A 20,389-nucleotide genomic window follows, 5' to 3' on the forward strand; every position below is an offset into this window, starting at 1 on the left:
GCCTATCGTACGAGTCGAACCAACGGCCCCGTGACGAATGGACTCCGCCGTGAGCGCGCTCTTCGAGCCCTGCACCCTGCGCGATGTGACGATCCCCAACCGGGTGTGGATGCCCCCGATGTGCCAGTACTCGGCCGCGCCCGAGGGGCCGGACATCGGCGCTCCCACCGACTGGCACTTCGCGCACTACGCGGCACGCGCGGCGGGTGGCACCGGCCTGATCATCGTCGAGGCCACCGCCGTCAGCCCCGAGGGCCGGATCTCCCCCTACGACCTCGGCATCTGGAACGACACCCAGGTCGAGGCGTTCCGCCGGATCACGGGCTTCCTGAGGGACCAGGGCACGGTTCCGGCCATCCAGCTGGCGCACGCCGGCCGCAAGGCCTCGACCGACCGGCCCTGGAAGGGCGGCGCACCGGTCGGACCGGACGCCCACGGCTGGCAGCCGCTGGCCCCGAGCCCGCTGGCGTTCGACGAGCGGCACCCGGTGCCGACCGAGCTGACGGCCCCCCAGATCCAGAAGGTCGTCGGCCAGTTCGCGGACGCGGCCCGCCGTGCACTCGACGCCGGGTTCGAGGTCGCCGAGATCCACGGCGCCCACGGCTACCTGATCGGCAACTTCCTCTCCCCGCACTCCAACCACCGCACGGACGCCTACGGCGGCTCGTACGAGAACCGCACCCGTTTCGCCCTCGAGGTCGTCGACGCCGTACGGGAGGTGTGGCCGGACGACAAGCCGCTGTTCTTCCGGATCTCGGCGACGGACTGGCTCCAGGAGGGCGGCTGGACCCCCGACGACACGGTCCGCTTCGCCCGGGACCTCCAGGCGCACGGCATCGACCTCCTGGACGTCTCCTCCGGCGGCAACGCCTCCGGCGTCCGCATCCCGACCGGCCCGGGCTACCAGGTGCCCTTCGCCACCCGCGTCAAGGCCGAGACCACGCTTCCGGTCGCCGCGGTCGGCCTGATCACCGAGGTCGAACAGGCCGAGAAGATCCTGGCCAACGACGAGGCCGACGCCGTACTCCTGGGCCGCGAACTGCTGCGCAACCCGTCGTGGGCACGGCTTGCGGCTCGGGAGCTGGGCGGGGAGGTGCAGGTGCCGGACCAGTACCACCGGTCGGTCTGATCAACGCCGGGGTCGGGTGGGCCGGAAGCTCCACTTCCGGCCCACCCGACCCCGCTGGTGTCAACCCCGCGTGCACCCCTTCCCGTTGAGCGTGAACTCACCCGGTGCCGCGCTGTTGCCGCCATGGTTCGCCTGGTAGCCGATGGTCACGCTCGCGTTCGGGGCGAGCGTGCCGTTGTACGTGGCATTGGTCGCCGTCACCGAGCCGGACGACGGGGTGTACGTGGCACCCCAGCCGTTGGTGATGGCTTGGCCGGCGGGCAGGGTGAAGCCGAGCTGCCAGCCGTTGACCGAGCTCGTACCGGTGTTGGTGATCGTGACCGAGGCCGTGAGGCCCGTACTCCAGGCACTGGTCGTGGCGGTCACCTTGCAGGCGCCCGGCTGAGGTTGGGGTGCCGGCCCCGAGCCGGTCAGCCCGAAGAAGGTGAGCGCGCGCTCCGCCATGCCCCAGGCGTAGAGATTGTGGCCGACGCCCTGGAGGCTGATCGCCTCCACGGGGGCCCGGTCACCGGGCGCGCCGTAGCGGGTGCGGATCCAGCCGGAGACGGGCGAGTCGGTGGCCGCGGGAGTCTGGCTGACGCCGAGCACGTTCGTCCACTGCTTGATCTCCTCCCCGAAGTTGGGGTAGCGCAGGACGTCGTCCTCGGTGCCGTGCCACACCTGCATCCGTGGCCTGGGGCCCGTGTAGCCGGGGTAGGCGGCGCGGGCCAGGTCGCCCCACTGCTGCGGGGTGCGGGTCACCGTGCCGTTCGCGCAGGCGCTGTTCCACTCCGAGCCGTCGGTGGTGGCGAAGCAGCCGAAGGGCACACCGGAGAACGCGGCCCCCGCCGCGAACACGTCCGGATAGTCGCCCAGCAGGACGTTCGTCATCATCGCGCCGGAGGAGATACCGGTGGCGAAGATCTTGCTCGTGTCGGCGGAGTAGGTGCGGGTGACCCAGTCGACCATCGACTTGATGCCGACCGGGTCGCTGCCGCCGCCCCGCTTCAGCGCCTGCGGCGAGGAGACGTCGAAGCACTTGCTGGCGCGGGTGACCGACGGATACACGACGACGAACCCGTGGCGGTCGGCCAGTTGGGCCCACTCGGTGCCGGAGTACATGGCCGGCCCGGAGCCCGTGCAGTAGTGCACGGCCACCACGACCGCCGGGCGCGCGGTGACGTTGTCCGGCACGTACAGGTACATCTGGAGGTTGCTGGGGTTGGGTCCGAAGTTTGTCACTTCGGTGAGCGTCGCGGTCGGGACCGCCTCGGCCGCCCTGGGGCGGGCGGAGGCGGCGGGCGCGGTGAGCACGGTGGCCGCGAGCAACGGCACCAGCGCTCCGAGGAGCGCCACGAGCACCGAACGCGGCGATCTCCTGGCGGTGTTGCGGGGGGTGGTGGACACGTCCTTGTCCCTTTCTGGTCGCGGCTCGGGGGACGTGGTGCGGCGTTCCTTCAGAGGTGTTCGTTCAGCAGGAGGAGTTCGTCTGGGTCACCAGACCCAGCATCCAGGGGAGTTGCGAGTAGTCGCCGCTCGCGGACGGGTCCATTCCCTGGTAGAGGAACCGCAGCCGACAGGGGTTGATCGTGAGGGCCTGGTCGACACCGTCGCGGATCATCTCGCCGTGACTGAAGTCCGTGGTCCAGGCGGGCTGCCCGGCCGCGAAGGTCACGTTGTTGGAGCGGATGAAGGCGTTCGCCTCGGTGTCCGCCAACGGCGCCCAGGTGCCGCCCAGACTGTCGGCCGTCCAGGCCCGGAAGTAGCGCCGCCAGTCGGACTTGGTGGCCAGCGCCTCGACGAGCATCAGGTACTTGCCGCTGTCGCCGAGGCGGTAGACGTTGCTCCCCTCGAACAGGTCGAAGCGATTGGGTTCGGACAGCACGATCGCGGTGTCGCGGAAGCCGTTCGGGAACTCGGCGAGCGTGGTCCGGGAGCGGTACTCGTGACCGTTGCCGTCGGAGAAGAACAGGTAGCAGTCGGTCTTGTCGCAGATCGTCCAGAAGTCCAACCAGCTGCCGGACCCCTTGTTCTCCGTGACGATCGGGGGCTCACTGTCGAAGAAGTACTTCGGCGCGCTCCAACTGCCCGGCCTGCTGGGGTCGGTGGTGGTGGAGTAGGACGGCGGACCGGTCTGGTAGACCATGTACCACAGCTTCTGGGGTGCGAAATAGAACACCTGGGGCGCGGCCGCGTACCGGTTGCCGATGTTGGGGTTGCTGTCCAGGAAGGTCTGCGGTGCGGCGGACGCCTGCGACCAGTCCGTGAAGCTGGTGTGCGCCAGGCTCCACGCACCCGCGGTGTTGGCAGTCGTGGCGTAGACGTGCCAGCGGTCCTTGTACCGGAACACCGTCGGGTCCTTCACGGAGACGATCGGGTGTCCGGCGTCCGGCTTGGGGCTGATCAGCGGCCCGGTCGAGGACCAGCTGAAGGAGCCGGGCAGCGGGGCCGCCCGGCCGGGCGGGGCCCCTTCGGCGGCCGCCGGTCCGGACGGCAGGGCCATCAGGCCCACGGCGAGTAACGCCAGGACAAGCCCGCTGATGAACGTACGCATCCTTGGAGTCATCATCGACTCGCCCCTCTCGGAAGGGAAGCATCCGCCGAGCATCGTGGCATGGACATGGCTGACGTGGAAGCGCTCCCACGGTTCGAAAGGATTCGCCGTGCCACTCACCAGGGCTGGCCGAATGTGTTCTGCGCGAGGCGTTGACTAGAAAGCGCTTGCCCCCTACGTTCCGTTCAGCAGTGTGACCCGTCACCGTCATCTTCTGGATGGCGACGACGACCACTGGAGCCCGAGAGGCCAAGGGAACTGCACTCCCCTGGACTGCGGCGGAGCCTCCGATTTGGTCACCCGCACGCGCGGTGATCAGCATGGCGTACAACATTCACATACATGACCCACCAGGCACCCTGAAGGGACGCACCCGCATGCCTACTCGTCCCCCACGCACACATGCGCAAAGATCCGCACTGGTAGCCGGTGCGGCCGCTCTGGCGACGGTGGTCGTCCTGGCCCTTCCCCAGCCGGCCGGGGCGGCCGAGACCTCGCCGATCGGGTTCGGCGCCGGGACGACCGGCGGCGGCAGCGCCTCGGCGGTCACCGTCTCGACGCTGGCCGCCTTCAAGACGGCCGTGACCGGCAACGCGGCCAAGGTCGTCAAGGTCAACGGCCTGATCTCGCTGAGCGGTCAGGTCGACATCGGCTCCAACACCACGGTCCTGGGCGTCGGTTCGTCGTCCGGGTTCACCGGGGGCGGGCTGCGGCTGAAGAGGGTGACGAACGTGGTCATCCGCAACCTGAACATCAGCAAGCCGGTCGCGCCCGCCGACGGCGTCACCGTCGAGCGGTCCACGAAGGTGTGGATCGACCACAACTCCTTCTCGGCCGACCGCCAGCACGACAAGGACTACTACGACGGCCTGCTGGACATCAACCACGGCTCCGACAACGTCACGGTGTCCTGGAACACCTTCAAGGACCACTTCAAGGGCTCGCTCGTCGGCCACAGCGACAACAACGCGAGCGAGGACACCGGGCACCTGAAGGTGACGTACCACCACAATCACTTCAGCAACGTCTACTCGCGCATCCCCAGCCTGCGCTTCGGCACCGGGCACTTCTACGACAACTACGTCGTCGGCGCCGAGACGGCCGTGCACTCCCGCATGGGCGCACAGATGCTCGTCGAGAACAACGTCTTCCGTTCGACGAAGGTCGCGGTCACCACGAACCGCAGCAGTGACATCGACGGATACGCCAACCTGCGCGGCAACGACCTCGGTGGAGCCGCGACCGAGGTCTCGCGGGTCGGCACGTTCACCAATCCCCCCTACAGCTACACGGCAGAGCCAGCCTCCAGTGTCGCCGCCTCGGTGACGTCGGGCGCGGGCGCCGGGAAGCTCTGACCCCCCACCAGGAGAAGGAAACGGGACATGACTTCACAGACGCAGCACCGCCGCCGGATTTCCGGGCGGCAAAAGGTCATCGGCGGGCTCACCTCGCTCGGTTTAACAGTTGGCATGATCATGACATCCGGCGTCCTCACGCCGGCGAGTGCCGCCACGTGGCCGACGCCCAACGGCAGCCAGGGGACCTCCTCCACCATCTCCGTGTCCGGCACCAAGGACTACGGGATGAAGAAGTACTACGGCACCGGGGACCTGGCCGGTGACGGCCAGGAGGAGGGCCAGGACCCGATCTTCAAGCTCGCGGCCGGCGCGACGCTGAAGAACGTCATCATCGGCGCGCCCGGCGCCGACGGCATCCACTGCGAGGGCAACTGCACCCTGCAGAACGTGTGGTGGGAGGACGTCGGCGAGGACGCCGCGACCTTCCGTGGCGGCTCCACCTACAACGTGATCGGCGGTGGCGCCAAGAAGGCCGCCGACAAGGTCTTCCAGCACAACGGGCCCGGCACCGTGAACATCTCCAACTTCGCCGTCAGCGAGTTCAAGACGTTGTACCGCTCCTGCGGCGACTGCTCCACGCAGTACACGCGCAAGGTGAACCTCAGCAACATCGAGGTGACCGGAACGGGCTCCACCGCGCGGCTCGTCGGCATCAACGTCAACCGCAACGACGTGGCGACGCTGCGGGGCATCACGATCCTCAACGACGCCGGCCGCAAGGTCATCCCCTGCCAGAAGTACAACAACAACACCGCCGTCGGGACGGGCCCCGACAGCACGAACTGCAAGTACAGCACCTCGGACATCACCTACAGGTAATCCCCCCACGGTGAAGGCGGCCGTACGAAGCGTCCCCGCACGGCGCTTCGTACGGCCGCCCCGTCATGTCCGGTGTCCGCGCGCCCACTCCGCCGCGGTGATCTCCCGCCGGTAGTCCGCATACGCGGCGCGCAGGTCTGTCCCCGGCCAGTCGGCGGGGAGGAGTTCGGGCGGCAGGACGGGGTCGGCGAGCAGGTGGCGTACGACGGCCGCGAAGGCGGTGAGACGGCCGGCGGGCCGGTCCGTGCGGGCGACGTGAGCGAGCAGTGCCCGGGCGGTGGCCGCCCAGGTGTCGAGCGGCCACAGGCTCGCCGCCAGTTCGCGGGCGGGCGTGTCGGGCCGGGCCGTGAAGTGCCGGGCCACCCGGTCGAGGTCCTCGGGCAGCGGCCGGCGCAGGTTGGCGGGCCGGAGCCAGACGCCCTCGCGGAGTTCGGCGAGTCTGCGGCCGGCCAGTCGCGCCCGCAGGTCGGCGCGCTCGGCGGGGCCGCGGCCCGTCGCGGTGATCACGACCATCTCCCAGTCGCCGTCCCACGCGCGCGCGTGCGGCTCGACGGCGTCGTCCTGGCGGCGCTGGCGCTCCAGCAACCGGTCGCTCAGCCGGTAACCGGTGTCGGTGCGCCGCAGGTCCCCCGCGGCCGTCATCCGGCTGAGCGCCGCCCGCAGGGTGGAGCCGCCGACCTCGAAGGGCTCCACGGCCCGCACCAGATCCTTCGCCGTCAGCTCCGGGGGATGCACACCCAGCAGCAGGCTCAGCACGACCGACCGCGCGGACAGCGGACGCAGCTCCAGCTCGGCGGGCCGCGCCGACACGTTGATCCGCATGGGGCCGTACTGTACGGGACGACTCATGTTGCATGATTGCTGCGACCGCAGAGATAGTGCAACACTGGGTGCATGGAATACGAGGGATCCGCCACCCACGCCGTCACGAACCAGCCCCCTCCCCTGGCCCCGTACGACGCGTCCGCGGACACGGCCCTGCTCGAAGGGCTGCGCCGCGAGGGTGCCGGGTGGGCCGAGGAGGGCATCCGGCGGCTCGGGCTCAGGGCCGGCAGCGCCGAGGCACAGGAGTGGGGCGATCTGGCCAACCGCCACGAACCCGAGCTGCGCACGCACGACCGGTACGGCAACCGTGTGGACGAGGTCGAGTTCCACCCGAGCTGGCACCACCTGATGCGGGTCGCGGTCGCCGAGGGTCTGGCCGGGGCGCCCTGGGCGGAGGACCGGGTGGGCGCCCATGTCGCCCGTACCGCGGGTGGGCTGGTGTGGGGGCACACCGATGCCGGCCACGGCTGTCCGACGTCGATGACGTACGCGGCGATCCCCGCGCTGCGCAGGCAACCGGACCTCGCCAAGATCTACGAACCCCTGCTGACCAGCCGCCTGTACGAACCGGGCCTCAAGGTACCGACCGAGAAGCGCGGCCTGCTGGCGGGCATGGGGATGACGGAGAAGCAGGGCGGCTCCGACGTCCGGACCAACACCACGACGGCCACGCCCACCGCCGAGTCCGGCGTGTACACGCTGCGCGGGCACAAGTGGTTCACCTCGGCGCCGATGTGCGACGTGTTCCTCGTGCTGGCGCAGGCTCCGGGCGGCCTGTCCTGTTTCCTGGTGCCGCGTGTACTGCCCGACGGCAGCCGCAACACCTTCCGCATCCAGCGACTGAAGGACAAGCTGGGCAACCGGTCCAACGCCTCCTCCGAGCCCGAGTTCGACGGAACGGTCGCCTGGCTGGTCGGCCCCGAGGGGCAGGGCGTCAAGACGATCATCGAGATGGTCAACTGCACCCGGCTGGACTGCGTGATGATGTCGGCCACCCTGATGCGCAAGACGCTCGTCGAGGCGGGGCACCACGTACGCCACCGCAGCGCGTTCGGGGCGCGGCTGCTGGACCAGCCGCTGATGCGCAACGTGCTGGCCGATCTGGCGCTGGAGTCCGAGGCCGCGACGACGCTCACCCTGCGGCTGGCCGGCGCGGCCGACCGTGGGGTGCGCGGAGACGGCGAACACGACGCCGAGGCGGCGTTCCGCCGGATCGCGACCGCCGTGGGCAAGTACTGGGTCACCAAGCGGGGTCCGGCGTTCACCGCCGAGGCCCTGGAGTGTCTCGGCGGCAACGGCTATGTCGAGGAGTCGGGCATGCCCCGGCACTACCGCGAGGCTCCCCTGCTGTCGATCTGGGAGGGGTCGGGGAACGTCAACGCGCTCGATGTGCTGCGGGCATTGCGGCGTGAGTCCGGTGCCGCTCAGGCCCTCTTCGGCGAACTGGCTTCCGCGCGGGGCGCGGACGCCCGTCTGGATGCCGCGGTGGCGCGCCTCAAGGGGCAGTTGGCCCAGACGTCCGAGATCGGTGCGCGGCGGCTGGTGGAGCTGATGGCCCTGACGTTGCAGGCCTCGCTTCTGGTCCGGCACGCTCCGCCCGCCGTCGCCGACGCCTTCTGCGCGAGTCGGCTCGGGGGCGACTGGGGGCACGCCTTCGGCACGCTTCCCGACGGCGCCGGCCTGGACGCGATCCTGGCGCGTGCGTTGCCCGAGGGGAGCTGATTCGCCACGCGCGGGGGCCTCCTTCGGCATGGGACACCTGTCGGCCTCCAGCCCGGTGACGCGCACGTGGGACCCGTGCTGCGGGCACTGGGCACGTTCGGGTCCGCCGCGCGGGAGGCGATACCGGTGCTGCGGGATCTGCTGGACACCGAGTGCGCGAGCGCGGCGGCGCGTGCCCTGTGGCAGGTGGAGGGGGACGTGTCCGTCGTCCTTCCTGTTCTGCTGCGGGAGTTGGCGGCCGAGGAGGCCCATCGTCGCCGGTCGGCCGCGGAGGCGCTGTCGCGGTTGGGTCCGGCGGCCGCTCCCGCGCCGTCCGGGCTGCGTCGCACGGCGGAGGCCGGGTGGGTGTGGGAGCGGGTGACGGCGGCATGCGCCCTGTGGCGGATGGACGGGGGCGACGGGGGTACAGAATCCGTCGTTCCGGTGCTGCGCGCGGCGTGGACGGAGAACCCGCACACGCGCGGCGCGGTCGCCGGGTGCCTGGTCGACATGGGACCGGCGCGGCACCCCTGCGGGACCTGCTGGAGACGGAACTGTCCGCACGGCGGCGCCACTTGGCACTGACCGGGCGATACAGCGGTCACGACATCCTGAAGGACGGGCAGTGCTGCGGGCGTGCCGGAAGATTCTGACGGGCGAGTAGTACGGCGGGGACGGCTCTGCCGTGCGTGTCGGCATGCTGTCACTGTTTGCCGTCATGGGCATGCAGAACATACGGCCGACGCCGTCCTCGTCGCCGGGCCTCCCGCCGTTCAGCTCACGCTCAGCCCGCCGTGCGCCTCCACAGCGGACCGAACCGCGCCCACTCGGCATCCCACTGTTCCAGGCGGCGGTGCTCCAGGCGCCCGCGCAGCGCACGGCCGCCGACGAAGGGCACGGCCCCCGCGGTCACCCCGATCAGGCTGCCGATCATGGCGGCCCGCACCCTGGCCTGGGTCACGGTGGCGGGCTTCGTCACCAGTCGGCCCTCCCGGTCCGTCCACACCGTGACCGGAGCCCCGAGGTCGCTGCCCGGCCGGACCCGGGCCTGGCCCGTGTGTGCGGAACCGTCCGCCACGGTCCAGCGCACCTCGGCCCACACCCGGTCGCCGCTGGACCTACCGGAGTGCGTGGTGGCCGTTCCAGGGGCGGGCTCGGTGAGGTGCGCCACGACCGGTCGCCACTCGGCGCGCTCGCGGGCCAGGTCGTGCTCGACGGACCGGGCGACCGCCAGACCGGCGAGCACTCCGGCGAGGACGGTGAACACCCAGGCGCCGAGTACGACCCAGCCCTCCACCCAGTCGGCCCGACGCTTGAGCGGATTGCGCCGCCAGCGCCACAGCCACACCTTCCGACCACGGAACGCCATCGAAGGCATCCTCCTCACGAGCACACGGACATGCCGGACCGCCTTCCCATACGTCGGACGGGTCCTGGATGCTCACGACGGGTTTCCGGCTCGGGCGCTCCCATAACGTCCTCGCCCGTGCGGGGGTACCTTCCCGAAAGCGGCCCGCCATTCCCCTCGGCCGACTGCCATCGCCGCTCTGACCTGCGGCGAAGCTCTTCCCGGGGGTGAGTGTCAGTGGTGGGGTGCAGACTGGCCGGTGTCTGAGACGAAGACGTCGCGGAGGTGATCGGCATGACCGAAGTACTGCTCGCCGTGGGTACACGCAAGGGCCTGTTCATCGGGCGCAGGAGGGGCAGCGCCTGGGAGTTCGACGAGAGCCCCTACTTCAACGCGCAGGCCGTGTACTCGGTCGCCATCGACACCCGGGGCGACCGCCCACGGCTGCTGGCCGGCGGTGACAGCTCGCACTGGGGTCCGTCGGTGTTCCACTCCGACGACCTGGGCCGGACGTGGACCGAACCGGCACAGCCCGCCGTCAAGTTCCCCAAGGACACGGAGGCGTCGCTGGAGCGGGTCTGGCAGCTGCACCCGGCGGCCGCGGAGCCGGACGTGGTGTACGCGGGCACCGAACCGGCCGCGCTGTACCGCTCCGAGGACCGAGGCGAGAGATTCGAGCTCGTGCGGCCCCTGTGGGAGCACCCCACGCGGTCGCAGTGGGTGCCGGGCGGTGGCGGTGAGGGCCTGCACACCGTGATCACCGACAAGCGGGACCCGCGCGCGGTGACGGTGGCGGTGTCGACGGCCGGGGTGTTCCGCACGAAGGACGGCGGCGCGAGCTGGGAGCCGTCCAACTCCGGTGTCTCCGCGGTGTTCCTGCCGGATCCGAACCCGGAGTTCGGCCAGTGCGTGCACAAGATCGCCCAGGACGCGGCGACGCCGGACCGGCTGTACCTGCAGAACCACTGGGGGGTGTACCGCAGCGACGACGCCGGCGCGCACTGGACGGACATCGGCGAGGGCCTGCCCTCCACGTTCGGCTTCGCGGCGGCCGCCCACCCCCACCGGGGCGACACGGCGTACGTGTTCCCGATCAACGCCGACGCGGACCGGGTCCCCGCCGACCGGCGCTGTCGGGTGTTCCGCACGGCGGACGCGGGCAAGACCTGGGAGCCGCTCACAGCGGGCCTGCCGCAGGAGGACCACTACGGCACGGTGCTGCGGGACGCGATGTGCACGGACGACGCGGACCCGGCGGGCGTGTACTTCGGCAACCGCAACGGTGAGGTGTTCGCTTCGGCCGACGACGGCGACAGCTGGCGGCAGTTGGCGTCGCATCTGCCGGACGTGCTGTGTGTGCGGGCCGCGATGGTCGGATGACCCGGAGGGGGGTTCGATCGCCCAGGAGGGAGTTGAGGGCCGGCCTTGGCCACCGGTTGATCTCCGCCGCCCGTACGGCAGTAGGGTGACGCCCGTGGCTCCACGACCCTTGCATGAAATCGTCGAACCGGGCTGGGCGAAGGCCCTGGAACCCGTCGCCGGGCGAATCGCCGAGATGGGCGACTTCCTGCGCGCGGAGATCGCCGCGGGACGCACCTATCTCCCGGCCGGACCGAATGTCCTGCGGGCCTTCCAGCAACCCTTCGACGAGGTACGGGTTCTGATCGTCGGACAGGACCCGTACCCGACGCCGGGGCACGCGGTGGGCCTGTCGTTCTCGGTCGCGCCCGACGTACGTCCGCTGCCGGGCAGCCTGATCAACATCTTCCGCGAGCTCAACACCGACCTGGGGCTGTCGCAGCCGTCCAACGGTGATCTGACGCCGTGGACCCGGCAGGGCGTGCTGCTGCTCAACAGGGCGCTCACCACGGCACCGCGCAGTCCGGGGGCGCACCGCGGGAAGGGCTGGGAGGAGGTCACCGAGCAGGCGATACGTGCCCTGGCGGGGCGCGGCAAGCCGCTGGTGTCGATCCTGTGGGGCCGCGACGCCCGCAACCTCCGCCCGCTCCTGGGCGACCTGCCGTCGGTGGAGTCCGCGCATCCCTCCCCGATGTCGGCCGACCGCGGCTTCTTCGGTTCCCGTCCCTTCAGCCGGGCCAACGACCTGCTGGTCAGGCAGGGCGGACAGCCGGTGGACTGGCGTCTGCCGTGACCGGTGCGGGGGACGGGTTCCTCGCCGTCGACTCCGGCGGTTCCGGCCTCCGCATCGTTGTGGGCGCCGCCGGGCCCGCCGGATCCGGCCCGTCGGCCCAGCGGGAGTCCCGGGAGCCGGTGCGCACCGGTGACCGCGGCATCGATCCGGGGCACTTCCTGGAGCGACTGGCTCCCTTGGTCCGCGCGTTGGTCGCCGAGACGGGTGTCGGCGGGCTGGGTACGGCCGTGATCGGCGCCGCCGGGCTCGCCACCCTGGGCGACGCGCTGCGTGCCGAGCTCCCGGCCGCCCTGGCACGGGAATTCGGGGTGCGTACGGTCGCCCTCGTCGCCGACGCCGTCACCGCCTACACCGGCGCCCTCGGCCCACGGCCGGGTGCGGTCGTCGCCGCCGGTACCGGTCTGATCGCGATCGGCACCGACCTGAAGCACTGGCGCCGCGCGGACGGCTGGGGGCACCTGCTCGGCGACTGCGGCGGCGGTGCCTGGATCGGCCGAGCCGGGCTGGAGGCGGCGCTGCGCGCCCATGACGGGCGGGAGGGCGGCTCCGCCCGGCTGCTGGCGTGCGCCGAGGAGCTGTTCGGCCCGATGCCGCAACTGCCCGGCAAGGTCTATCCGCGCCCCGACCGACCCGCCGTCCTCGCATCCTTCGCACGTCGGGTGTCCGCGTGCGCCGCCGACGCCGACCCCGTCGCCGCGGGCATCCTGCGTGCGGCGGCCCGGCACATGGCCGACTCCGCGGCCGCCGTCTGCCCGCCCGACGGCGAGCCCCGCCTCGCCCTCACCGGCGGCCTGTTCAAGATGGGCGACCCTCTCCTCGTACCGCTGGAGGAGGAGCTGGCGAGGCGGCTGCCGCATGCCCGGCGGGTGCCGGCCGAGGGGGACCCGTTGCACGGCTCGGTCCGCATCGCCACCGACCTGGCGGCCGGTTCGTTCACCCTTCCGGGTGACGAGAGGATGCTGTGCGTGGTGACCCCGCAGGGTGATTGATCCCGCCGTCGGGAAACCCGCTGATCACTTCAGATCCCTTCGTAACTCATCCGTAGGTAACTCATCAGACAAAACCGGACGGATACCGCTCACCTGCACCCTCCCCGAACAGGGGAGCCCAAGAAGCCAGTAACATGCGACGCCATGAGCTCCCCCACTGGGCCCGCGTCCGGCCTGCCAGTACGAATGCCGCGACCCCGTCAGCCCGGACGGCACCGCCGTCCGGAGCCCCTGGCGGCTCCCGAGGGTGCGCCCGCGCTCGTCCTCGCGGTGCCGGGCACTCCGGGCACCGCCACGCGCAGTCTCGCCGATGAGGTCGTGAGCATCGCCCGCTCCGAGCTCCCCGGCCTCGACGCCCGGATCGGGTACCTGGACGGGGGCGACGCGGAGTTCCCCGCGCTGCAGGCCGTGCTCGCGCGCGCCGCCGAGGAGCGCACCGCGCGCTATGAGCAGGCCAGGGCCGCCGGTATGGACGTCAGGGAGCCCGACGGCCCGGTGGCGGTCGTCGTACCGCTGCTCGCCGGCCCGGACAGCGCGCTGCTGCGCCGCATCCGCCAGGCCGTGATGGACAGCCGCGTCGCGGCCGAGCTGACCGACGTGCTGGGCCCCCACCCGCTGCTCGCCGAGGCGCTGCACGTGCGTCTGTCGGAGGCCGGTCTGGCCCGCGCCGACCGCGCCCGCCTGTTCACCGTGGCGACCGCCGCGGACGGCATCATCCTGGCCTCCGTGGGCGGCGAGGAGGCCGTGCAGGCGGCCGGGATCACCGGCATGCTGCTCGCCGCACGTCTGGCCGTGCCGGTGATGGCGGCGGCCCTGGACCAGGAGGGCTCGATCGCGTCCGTCGCCGAGCAGCTGCGGTCCTCGGGCTCGCAGCAGCTGGCGCTGGCGCCGTACCTGATAGGGCCGGAGATCGACCCGGCGCTGATCACGGAGGCGGCCAAGGAGGCGGACTGCCCCGCCGCGGAGGCGCTCGGCCCCTACCCGGCCATCGGCAAGCTCGCGCTGGCCAAGTACACGACCGCGCTGGGCATCGCCCCGCAGCAGGCGCAGGGCACGCCGGTCCGCTGACGCGCACCGCGCGTTCACGTTCGTACGGCGAAAGGGCCCGCTCCCCACGGAAGCGGGCCCTTCGCCATGTGCGCCGAGGTGTCAGTCCAGAACCACGCAGGAAGCCGCCGGCACCTCGACCGAGCCGCCGTACCGCGGCAGCCCCGTGTCCGGGTCGACGGCGAACCAGGACACGTCTCCGGAGCGCTCGTTCGCGACGTACAGGAATCCGTCCGACGCGGTGATCGCCCGTGGCCAGTGGCCGCCGCAGGGCACCGTGCCGAGCAGCCGCAGGCCGCCCTCCTCCTCGACGACGAACGTGGACAGGACGTCCTCGCCGCGCGTGGCGGTCCACACGAAGCGGCCGTCGGGCGCGGCGGCGATGCCCGACGGGTAGGCGTCGCCGTCCGGCGCGCCGGGCAGCACCGGTGTCTCGGCCAGCGGCTGCAATGTGCCGTCTGCGGGGTCCCAGCGGCAGACGGTGACGGTGGGCGCGAGTTCGTTGACCACGTACGCGTACCGGCCGCCCGGATGGAAGGCCAGGTGGCGCGGTCCGGAGCCGGGCCGCATGGTGATCTCGCGGTGCGGTACGAGAGCTCCGTCGGCCAGCGCGCACACCCGCACCGAGTCCGTGCCGAGGTCGACGCTCACGGCCCAGCGTCCGCTCGGGTCGGGCCGCACCTGGTGGGCGTGTGGGCCCTGCTGGCGGGGCGTGTACGGGCCCGAGCCGGTGTGCCGGAGCACGCCCGACGGGGCGTCGGCGAGGGTGCCGTCGGCGCGGACGGGCACGGCGGTCACGCTGCCGGAGCCGTAGTTGGCGGTCAGGACGTGGCCCGCGTGGACGCAGAGGTGGGTGGGCCCGCTGCCGTCGACCGGTACCGGCGGGCCGGCCGGTTCGGGCTTGTCGCCGGTCACGCGGTAGGCGGCCACCGTGCCCTCGGCCGTCTCGCTGACCGCGTACAGCGTGGCCCCGTCGGGCGAGAGCGCCAGGTAGGACGGGTCGGGGAGGCTGTTCACGCTGCCCAGGAGGGTCAGCGCGCCGCTGTCCCGGTCCACGGCCGCCGTCACGATCCCGGGGCCTCCGGCCGCCGTGAAGGATCCGATGAAGGCTCGCCCGCGCCGCCTGCCGCCGTCTGTCACCGCAGTCCCCTCTCCGTGCTGTGCCGTTCGGGGTGACGGTAGCAGTCGATCACACGAGGTCTAGACCAAGAGGCCGGGGTTCGCCGGTCGACGCGAAGGCCGGCAGGCGGCGGAAGGCACCGTTCCTCAGGCGCCCACCACCGGTGAACCCGACGGTGCCCGCAGCGGCGTGGCCAGTTCGGCGAGGGCGCGCTCCAGGCCGTGCAGATGGGCCAACGCGGGTTCCGCCGCGGCCGGCTGGGGCGCGAGCGGGGTGACGTCCTCGCGGGTGCCGCCGGTGAGTGCCTCGACCGCGGTCTCGACGCGCCAGCACGCGGCGGCCAGCCGCGCGTCGTGCGAGGCCTCCGGGTCGGCGGCGACGGCGACCAGGCCACGGATCTCGCGGGCGCAGTCGTCGAGCAGGGCCAGCACCCGGCGGGCCCGCCGCTTGCGGCCGAGCATCGGGTTGAGGGGGTGGACCAGCGGGGCGACGGACAGCCGTACCCGGCCGAGCAGTTGCTCCAGTTCGGCGGCGTGCGGGGCAGGGTCGCCCTTCGGGTCTCCAGCGAGGCGAGCGGTCGCCTCCGCCGTGGCAGCGTGCACGCAGCGCAGTGCCCGCTGGATCCAGGCATCGTTCGTGGCGTGCGTGGTGACCGGCAGGACGAGGGCCACGGCCAGCGCGGCACACAGCGCGCCCACGCCGGTCTCTGCAAGACGGAGCCCGAGCAGGCTGGGGTCCAGCACGCCCAGCAGGCCGTAAAGCAAGCTGACCATGACCGTCACCGCCAGCATCATCCAGGAATACGAGACGGCGGCGGTGTAAAAGATGCCGAAGACACAGACGGCAACCAGGGCGGCCGTCGGCGCGGGCGCGCCATGCAGCGGGATGGCGACCAGCAGGCCGACGGCGATACCGATCACAGTTCCGAAAACCCGGCGAAAACCGCGGACCAGGGTTTCGCCGCGAGAAGCCGTGTTGACGAAGATCCACCAGGCAGTACCGACGGCCCAGTACCAGCGGTCTTCGGAGAGCAGCTGCCCGACCAAAAGCGCGAGAGCCGAGGCAGCAGTGGCCTGGAAGGCTTGCCGGGTGGTGGGCCGCGCCAATCCGATGCCGGGCAGGGCCGGCGGGACTGGCGCGGCTGGGGTATGACGCTCGATGGGCCAGAACACGAAGCGTGTGGCGCCGGCCGCGAAGAGGGCAAGACCCACGGCGGTGTACAGCTCGGGCAGCTGCGCGGGAACCGCATGCAGGAACTGCGTGATGAAGAAGTTCATGAACGCGAAGATCCCGAGCGCGTGGCCCCGCGGACCCCAGCGGCGGGCATAGACCCCACAGAAGACGATGGCCAGGAACGCGGCGTCACGGGCCGGGGTGATGCCGTGCAGTGTGGTGGCAAGCGCCAGCACGGGGAATCCGGCCATGGGAAGCAGGGCAGTGGTGATCCGCTGGTCACGGACGGTCGCATCGGTGACCGTGAAGAGAGCGAGCAGTGCCGCGAGCCCTCCGGTGATCGATGCGGTGAGCGGTAGCCCGCACAGTTCGGAAACGGCGACGGCGGCGGCGACACCGACGACAGCGCGGGTCGCGTTCCGCAGCCTCAAGCGCCCCGGGTCCGGAGCCACGAACATCTTCTTCACGGCGGTGCGCCGCCCCCCTTGCGGTGGTACGCGTCCTGCCCGCGGTCGTCCCGGGTGGCGGACAACAAGCAGGCACGACGAAGGCACCGCGGTCCGGACCCGGCCTCGTCGCCGTCCGGCGCTACGCGGCGCCGCAAGTACATGGATAGGCCAAAGATAACCACCTCCGGGCCCACTGGCTCAACTGTCGCGCCATTCACTGTGCCAATGGCACAGCTGATCAGCCTCGATGTCGACTGATGGGAGGCCAATGGATCAGACTTTACCCAGGCCCTGGGCCGCACGTGGCCTACTCCACCGGACTCTGGCAGCCACGCGCCACGCCCATTTGCGATCTCACGGCAACCTCCGCCGCATCTCACTCGGCCGACTCCCCGACGATCGCGGAGACGTACCCGATTCCGGCTCACAGCGAACCAGTCTGTCCAGCGCCCGTGAACCGACCGCCCATGGACACCAAACCTGCTGGCGGACCGACCGTATATGGCAGCGAATCCCCGGTTATGGAAACCGGGGATACTTCGGAACATAGGTGTCGTCCGTGTGCGATACGTGGCAGTAGCGCACTGCGGCAGCTGTGTTGACCGATACCCGCCTAAAGGACTCCGGTGCTCGACGCCCCGAACACCCCTCCTGATGGCATCCAGCCTTCGCCCAACCCTCCTCGAAGGACCCGCCGAGTGGAGCCCGTCCTCATGGATACCAATGAGCTCGCACGGTAAAGGTCGAAACGCCAAGGTTCTGTACAAGAAGACCGAGGTCCTTAAGTGGCTTGAGCAGCAGAAGATCCACTGAAGAATGGGACTCCCGGCCACACCCACAGCCGAGATCGACCACGACAGCCAGACGGCATACGGTCGTCGTGGCTGGCACCTCCCGTCAGAGTGGAAGAGGCGCGCCCGGGCCGGTGTGGCTTCAGCGACTGACCGGTGCGGTCCGCTTCGGGAGGATCAGCGTGGGTTGGCTACGGACTGCGAGGGAGTTGCTGCACCAAGGGCCGTTCGTGGCGCTGTACCGGGACTTGGTGCTGCGTCCGGTTTCCTAGGGGTTCTTCTCCTGTTCGGGGGCGCGGTACTGGACGGTGCTGGACGCGGACTACGACGTTGTCGAGGAGGTGGACAGTCACCTTCGTCATCTGCGTCTGGCCAGGGATCAGGCGGAGCTGACCACCAAGACGTACGCGCACGCAATTGCCCACTATCTGCGGTGGTGCGAGCGCACCGGCCGTGACTGGCGGACCTGCGCCGACGATCTGGGGTTGTTCATCCTGTGGCTGAGACACACACCGAGGGAACTGGCGGCGTACGACGCCGAACGTGGCGGCGGAGGGCTGCTTGTTCCGGGCGCCGGCGTGGAGCCGGTACGAGGTGGCAGCCGGATCAACCTCGTTCTCACCGCTGTGCGCGGCTTCCTGCTCCACGCCGCGCGGACCCACTCCGTCCCGCCGTCGGTCATCCCGGCGCTGTACGAGGGGGCCGCATCCGCCGATCTGGCACCGGAGGTGTGTGGCGATGGGCCGGTGCGGTCGCAGCTGCGCGCCACGCACCGGGTGCGGTCCGAGGCGCGGGCGGTGGACCGGGCCACCGATGAGGAAGTGCTGGGGCTGTTCCGGGCGTGTCTGTCGTGCCGGGACCGTCTGATCATCCTGCTGATGGCCCGTGCGGGACTGCGCCGTGGCCAGGTGGCCGGGCTACGGCGGGAGGATGTCCATTTCGCAGTCGACTCCGGACCTTGGGATGCCGGGTCGAGGGGTCTCTTCCGCATGCCGTGCGGCGTCAGAACGTCAACGGCGCGTGGTCCAAGTCGCGACTGAGCCGTGTGGTCCCGGCGGACTTCCTGGTGGTGCAGGCTTACGACGCCTACGCCTTCGAGCGGGAGAGGCATCCCGAAGCCACACTGAGCGACTTCGTGCTCGTGAACCTCTTCCGTGCGCCGCTGGGTGAGCCGATGAAACCCGGCGCGATCAACGAACTGGTCACCGCGCTCGGGGTACGGGCGGACCTGGACCGCCATGTGACGCCACATCAGCTCCGGCATGCTTTCAGCGGGAACGTCCTGGACGCGGGCGGCACGAGGGACGAACTCCAAGCCCTGCTCGGCCAGTCCTCGCCCCGGTCGACACTTCCCTACGAGCACCCCTCCGAACACCGGCGGCGCGAAGCCGTCGAACGCGTCCCGGCACCCCGCCTGGAAGCGGAAGGTTCACGGTGACCGCGACCGCGCTGCGCGCCCTGCCCTTGGACGTAGTACCGGAGGACGCGTCGGAGTTGCCGGACCGGGTTGCGGCCTTGATCGGCAAGACGTTCCTGGACGAGGCAGGATGGGATGCCGGCCAGCAGGTGCTGCGCCTGCCCGCAGAGCACCGGCTGCTGGGCCGGCCGCTGTGCCGGGTCAACGACTGCGGGAAGCACGGCGTGGGGCTGCTCCAGTTGTGCGACTCATGCAAGAACCGCTTCGAGGCGAGCACCCTCGCCTTCGACGCCTTCCGGGTGCTGCCCCGGCATGCCCGGAACACTCAGCAGGTGATGTGCCCGGTGGAGGGCTGCGGGCTTCCGCAGATGACGGCCCCGGTGAAGCTGTGCCGCGTGCACCACTACCAGCGCACCAGGTGCAAGCTCGCCCTGGAGGACTTCCTGGCCCGGCTGGTCTTCCTGCAGGACCGCGGGGAGCTCTCCGCCTACATGCGCTACCGGACCTGCCGCGCGGTGCGCGCGGTACTGACACGGATGCGGGTGCTCGGACTGACCCGCCCGGGCGGGCCCGGCCGCGTCAAACAGGACCTGTCCTCCCTGTCCACCGAGGAACGCGAACAGATCGAGCACGCCTGCGCCACCGTCCGCCAGAGCCGCCAGACCCTGCTGGGCATGCCCCGCGTGCGCCCGCCCCTGCCCGAACTACGACCGGAGCGCCCCCGATGACCCCCGCCGTCCCCGCGCGGAACGCGGCCCTGACCGCCGGCCGCCAGGCCGACTCCGAGCGCCGCCGCCAGCGCGTGCTGGCAGCCCTCCAGCAAGCCCAGCAGCGCGGCGAAGAGATCACCGCCTCATCGATCGCCCGCAAGGCCCGCGTTGACCGCACCTTCCTCTACCGTCACCGCGACCTCCTTCAAATCGTCCACGCCGCACAACAGGCACCGGCTACGACATCCGGAGCCGGCTCCAAGGTTTCTGCGGCTTCTCTGCGCGCCGACCTCATCAACGCCCAGGAACGGGCGGCCCGGCTGAACAGACGCGTCAACCAATTGGAGGAGAATCTCTCCAAGTCGCTCGGCCAACAGGTCTGGCGCACCGCCGGCGAGGAGGCCCACGACGACATTGCCACGCTCCAGTGCTCATGGCGCATTTGAACAGAGTCACGGGCTCGTCAACACCGTCGAGCGCGTAAAGGGCAAGCGGTGCACCAGGCGAGGGCCCCTGGCCCCGGATTCAAGGGTTCCGACCGGCACCGTGCGGTAGTCAAACCCCCGCTTTCTCATGCTCTTCCATGTGTTGCGCGGCGTTGTCGGGCAGCTCCCGGACGCGTGGCAATCCGGATGCGGCGACCCACAGCACGCTCAGCACGGCACCCGCCGTGCCGATCCACAGGGTGGGCCGCAGGCCGAGCACGGTGCCCAGGGTGCCAGCCAGCACCGCGCCGATCGGACGCACTCCGAAGTTGGCGGTCTGCACCACGCCCATCACGCGGGAACGCAGCGTGGGCGGGATAACGGCGATCAGATAGCTGTTGGT

19 protein-coding genes and 1 pseudogene are annotated in these 20,389 nt (G+C 70.9%); 13 read left to right on the forward strand and 7 right to left on the reverse strand.

Going from position 1 to position 20,389, the window contains the following annotated elements:
• Positions 1–49 precede the first annotated feature (49 nt).
• Positions 50–1,129, forward strand: coding sequence for an NADH:flavin oxidoreductase/NADH oxidase (locus tag ABT063_RS42675; RefSeq protein ID WP_351066342.1), 1,080 nt, complete (start codon positions 50–52; stop codon positions 1,127–1,129).
• Positions 1,130–1,189: 60 nt separating this feature from the next.
• On the opposite strand, the gene ABT063_RS42680 is transcribed toward ABT063_RS42675, so the two are convergent.
• Positions 1,190–2,515 (reverse strand): extracellular catalytic domain type 1 short-chain-length polyhydroxyalkanoate depolymerase, encoded by a 1,326-nt coding sequence (locus ABT063_RS42680; protein ID WP_351066343.1) that lies wholly within the window; start codon positions 2,513–2,515, stop codon positions 1,190–1,192.
• A 64-nt stretch (positions 2,516–2,579) separates the two neighbouring features.
• Positions 2,580–3,662, reverse strand: coding sequence for a glycoside hydrolase family 62 protein (locus ABT063_RS42685; RefSeq protein ID WP_351066344.1), 1,083 nt, complete (start codon positions 3,660–3,662; stop codon positions 2,580–2,582).
• Positions 3,663–4,039: 377 nt separating this feature from the next.
• Between ABT063_RS42685 and ABT063_RS42690 the strand changes: the two genes are divergently transcribed.
• Positions 4,040–5,017 carry a pectate lyase family protein gene (locus tag ABT063_RS42690; protein WP_351066345.1) on the forward strand — a complete coding sequence of 326 codons (978 nt, stop codon included), beginning with the start codon at positions 4,040–4,042 and terminating at the stop codon, positions 5,015–5,017.
• Between the two features lie 27 nt (positions 5,018–5,044).
• Entirely contained in the window at positions 5,045–5,839 is a 795-nt protein-coding gene (locus ABT063_RS42695; protein ID WP_351066346.1) for a pectate lyase, read from the forward strand.
• A 63-nt stretch (positions 5,840–5,902) separates the two neighbouring features.
• Here the strand turns inward: ABT063_RS42695 and ABT063_RS42700 are convergent, their stop codons facing one another.
• A complete protein-coding gene (locus tag ABT063_RS42700; RefSeq protein WP_351066347.1) occupies positions 5,903–6,661 on the reverse strand; it encodes a PaaX family transcriptional regulator C-terminal domain-containing protein in 759 nt (252 codons plus the stop codon).
• Positions 6,662–6,733: 72 nt separating this feature from the next.
• Here ABT063_RS42700 and ABT063_RS42705 point away from each other — a divergent pair, with 72 nt between their 5' ends.
• Together ABT063_RS42705 and ABT063_RS42710 are read left to right on the forward strand one after the other, a co-directional pair.
• Positions 6,734–8,386 carry an acyl-CoA dehydrogenase family protein gene (locus ABT063_RS42705; protein WP_351066348.1) on the forward strand — a complete coding sequence of 551 codons (1,653 nt, stop codon included), beginning with the start codon at positions 6,734–6,736 and terminating at the stop codon, positions 8,384–8,386.
• Positions 8,387–8,452: 66 nt separating this feature from the next.
• The gene (locus tag ABT063_RS42710; protein ID WP_351066349.1) at positions 8,453–8,950 is read left to right on the forward strand and encodes a HEAT repeat domain-containing protein; all 498 of its coding nucleotides are present in this window, start codon (positions 8,453–8,455) and stop codon (positions 8,948–8,950) included.
• A 199-nt stretch (positions 8,951–9,149) separates the two neighbouring features.
• Here the strand turns inward: ABT063_RS42710 and ABT063_RS42715 are convergent, their stop codons facing one another.
• Entirely contained in the window at positions 9,150–9,734 is a 585-nt protein-coding gene (locus ABT063_RS42715) for an Rv1733c family protein (protein WP_351066350.1), read from the reverse strand.
• Between the two features lie 273 nt (positions 9,735–10,007).
• On the opposite strand from ABT063_RS42715, the gene ABT063_RS42720 reads away from it, so the two are divergent.
• From ABT063_RS42720 to ABT063_RS42735, 4 genes are all read left to right on the forward strand, one after another.
• Complete coding sequence (locus ABT063_RS42720; RefSeq protein WP_351066351.1) at positions 10,008–11,093, forward strand: WD40/YVTN/BNR-like repeat-containing protein; 1,086 nt, start codon at positions 10,008–10,010, stop codon at positions 11,091–11,093.
• 94 nt (positions 11,094–11,187) lie between these two features.
• Positions 11,188–11,865 (forward strand): uracil-DNA glycosylase, encoded by a 678-nt coding sequence (locus ABT063_RS42725; protein ID WP_351066352.1) that lies wholly within the window; start codon positions 11,188–11,190, stop codon positions 11,863–11,865.
• Entirely contained in the window at positions 11,862–12,854 is a 993-nt protein-coding gene (locus ABT063_RS42730; protein WP_351066353.1) for an N-acetylglucosamine kinase, read from the forward strand. Before ABT063_RS42725 ends, ABT063_RS42730 begins: the two co-directional genes overlap by 4 nt.
• Before the next feature lie 144 nt (positions 12,855–12,998).
• Positions 12,999–13,922, forward strand: a complete 924-nt coding sequence (locus ABT063_RS42735; RefSeq protein ID WP_351066354.1) for a sirohydrochlorin chelatase — start codon at positions 12,999–13,001, stop codon at positions 13,920–13,922.
• An 81-nt stretch (positions 13,923–14,003) separates the two neighbouring features.
• Here the strand turns inward: ABT063_RS42735 and ABT063_RS42740 are convergent, their stop codons facing one another.
• Together ABT063_RS42740 and ABT063_RS42745 are read right to left on the reverse strand one after the other, a co-directional pair.
• Positions 14,004–15,041, reverse strand: a complete 1,038-nt coding sequence (locus ABT063_RS42740) for a lactonase family protein (protein WP_351066355.1) — start codon at positions 15,039–15,041, stop codon at positions 14,004–14,006.
• 126 nt (positions 15,042–15,167) lie between these two features.
• Positions 15,168–16,652 carry an FUSC family protein gene (locus ABT063_RS42745; protein WP_351066363.1) on the reverse strand — a complete coding sequence of 495 codons (1,485 nt, stop codon included), beginning with the start codon at positions 16,650–16,652 and terminating at the stop codon, positions 15,168–15,170.
• Positions 16,653–17,742: 1,090 nt separating this feature from the next.
• Between ABT063_RS42745 and ABT063_RS42750 the strand changes: the two genes are divergently transcribed.
• The 4 genes from ABT063_RS42750 to ABT063_RS42765 are packed head-to-tail and all read left to right on the forward strand — an operon-like array spanning position 17,743 to position 20,007.
• Positions 17,743–18,474: a site-specific integrase gene (locus ABT063_RS42750; protein ID WP_351066356.1), complete on the forward strand. Its 732-nt coding sequence runs from the start codon at positions 17,743–17,745 to the stop codon at positions 18,472–18,474.
• A gap of 5 nt (positions 18,475–18,479) precedes the next feature.
• Complete coding sequence (locus ABT063_RS42755) at positions 18,480–18,872, forward strand: tyrosine-type recombinase/integrase (RefSeq protein WP_351066357.1); 393 nt, start codon at positions 18,480–18,482, stop codon at positions 18,870–18,872.
• Positions 18,869–19,579 carry a hypothetical protein gene (locus tag ABT063_RS42760; RefSeq protein ID WP_351066358.1) on the forward strand — a complete coding sequence of 237 codons (711 nt, stop codon included), beginning with the start codon at positions 18,869–18,871 and terminating at the stop codon, positions 19,577–19,579. Before ABT063_RS42755 ends, ABT063_RS42760 begins: the two co-directional genes overlap by 4 nt.
• Entirely contained in the window at positions 19,576–20,007 is a 432-nt protein-coding gene (locus ABT063_RS42765; RefSeq protein WP_351066359.1) for a DUF6262 family protein, read from the forward strand. Before ABT063_RS42760 ends, ABT063_RS42765 begins: the two co-directional genes overlap by 4 nt.
• A gap of 109 nt (positions 20,008–20,116) precedes the next feature.
• Here the strand turns inward: ABT063_RS42765 and ABT063_RS42770 are convergent.
• A pseudogene (locus ABT063_RS42770) lies at positions 20,117–20,389 on the reverse strand (MFS transporter); the annotation flags it as partial.

The sequence above is a fragment of the Streptomyces sp. NPDC002838 genome, assembly GCF_040295365.1.
Taxonomy (GTDB): Bacteria; Actinomycetota; Actinomycetes; order Streptomycetales; family Streptomycetaceae; genus Streptomyces.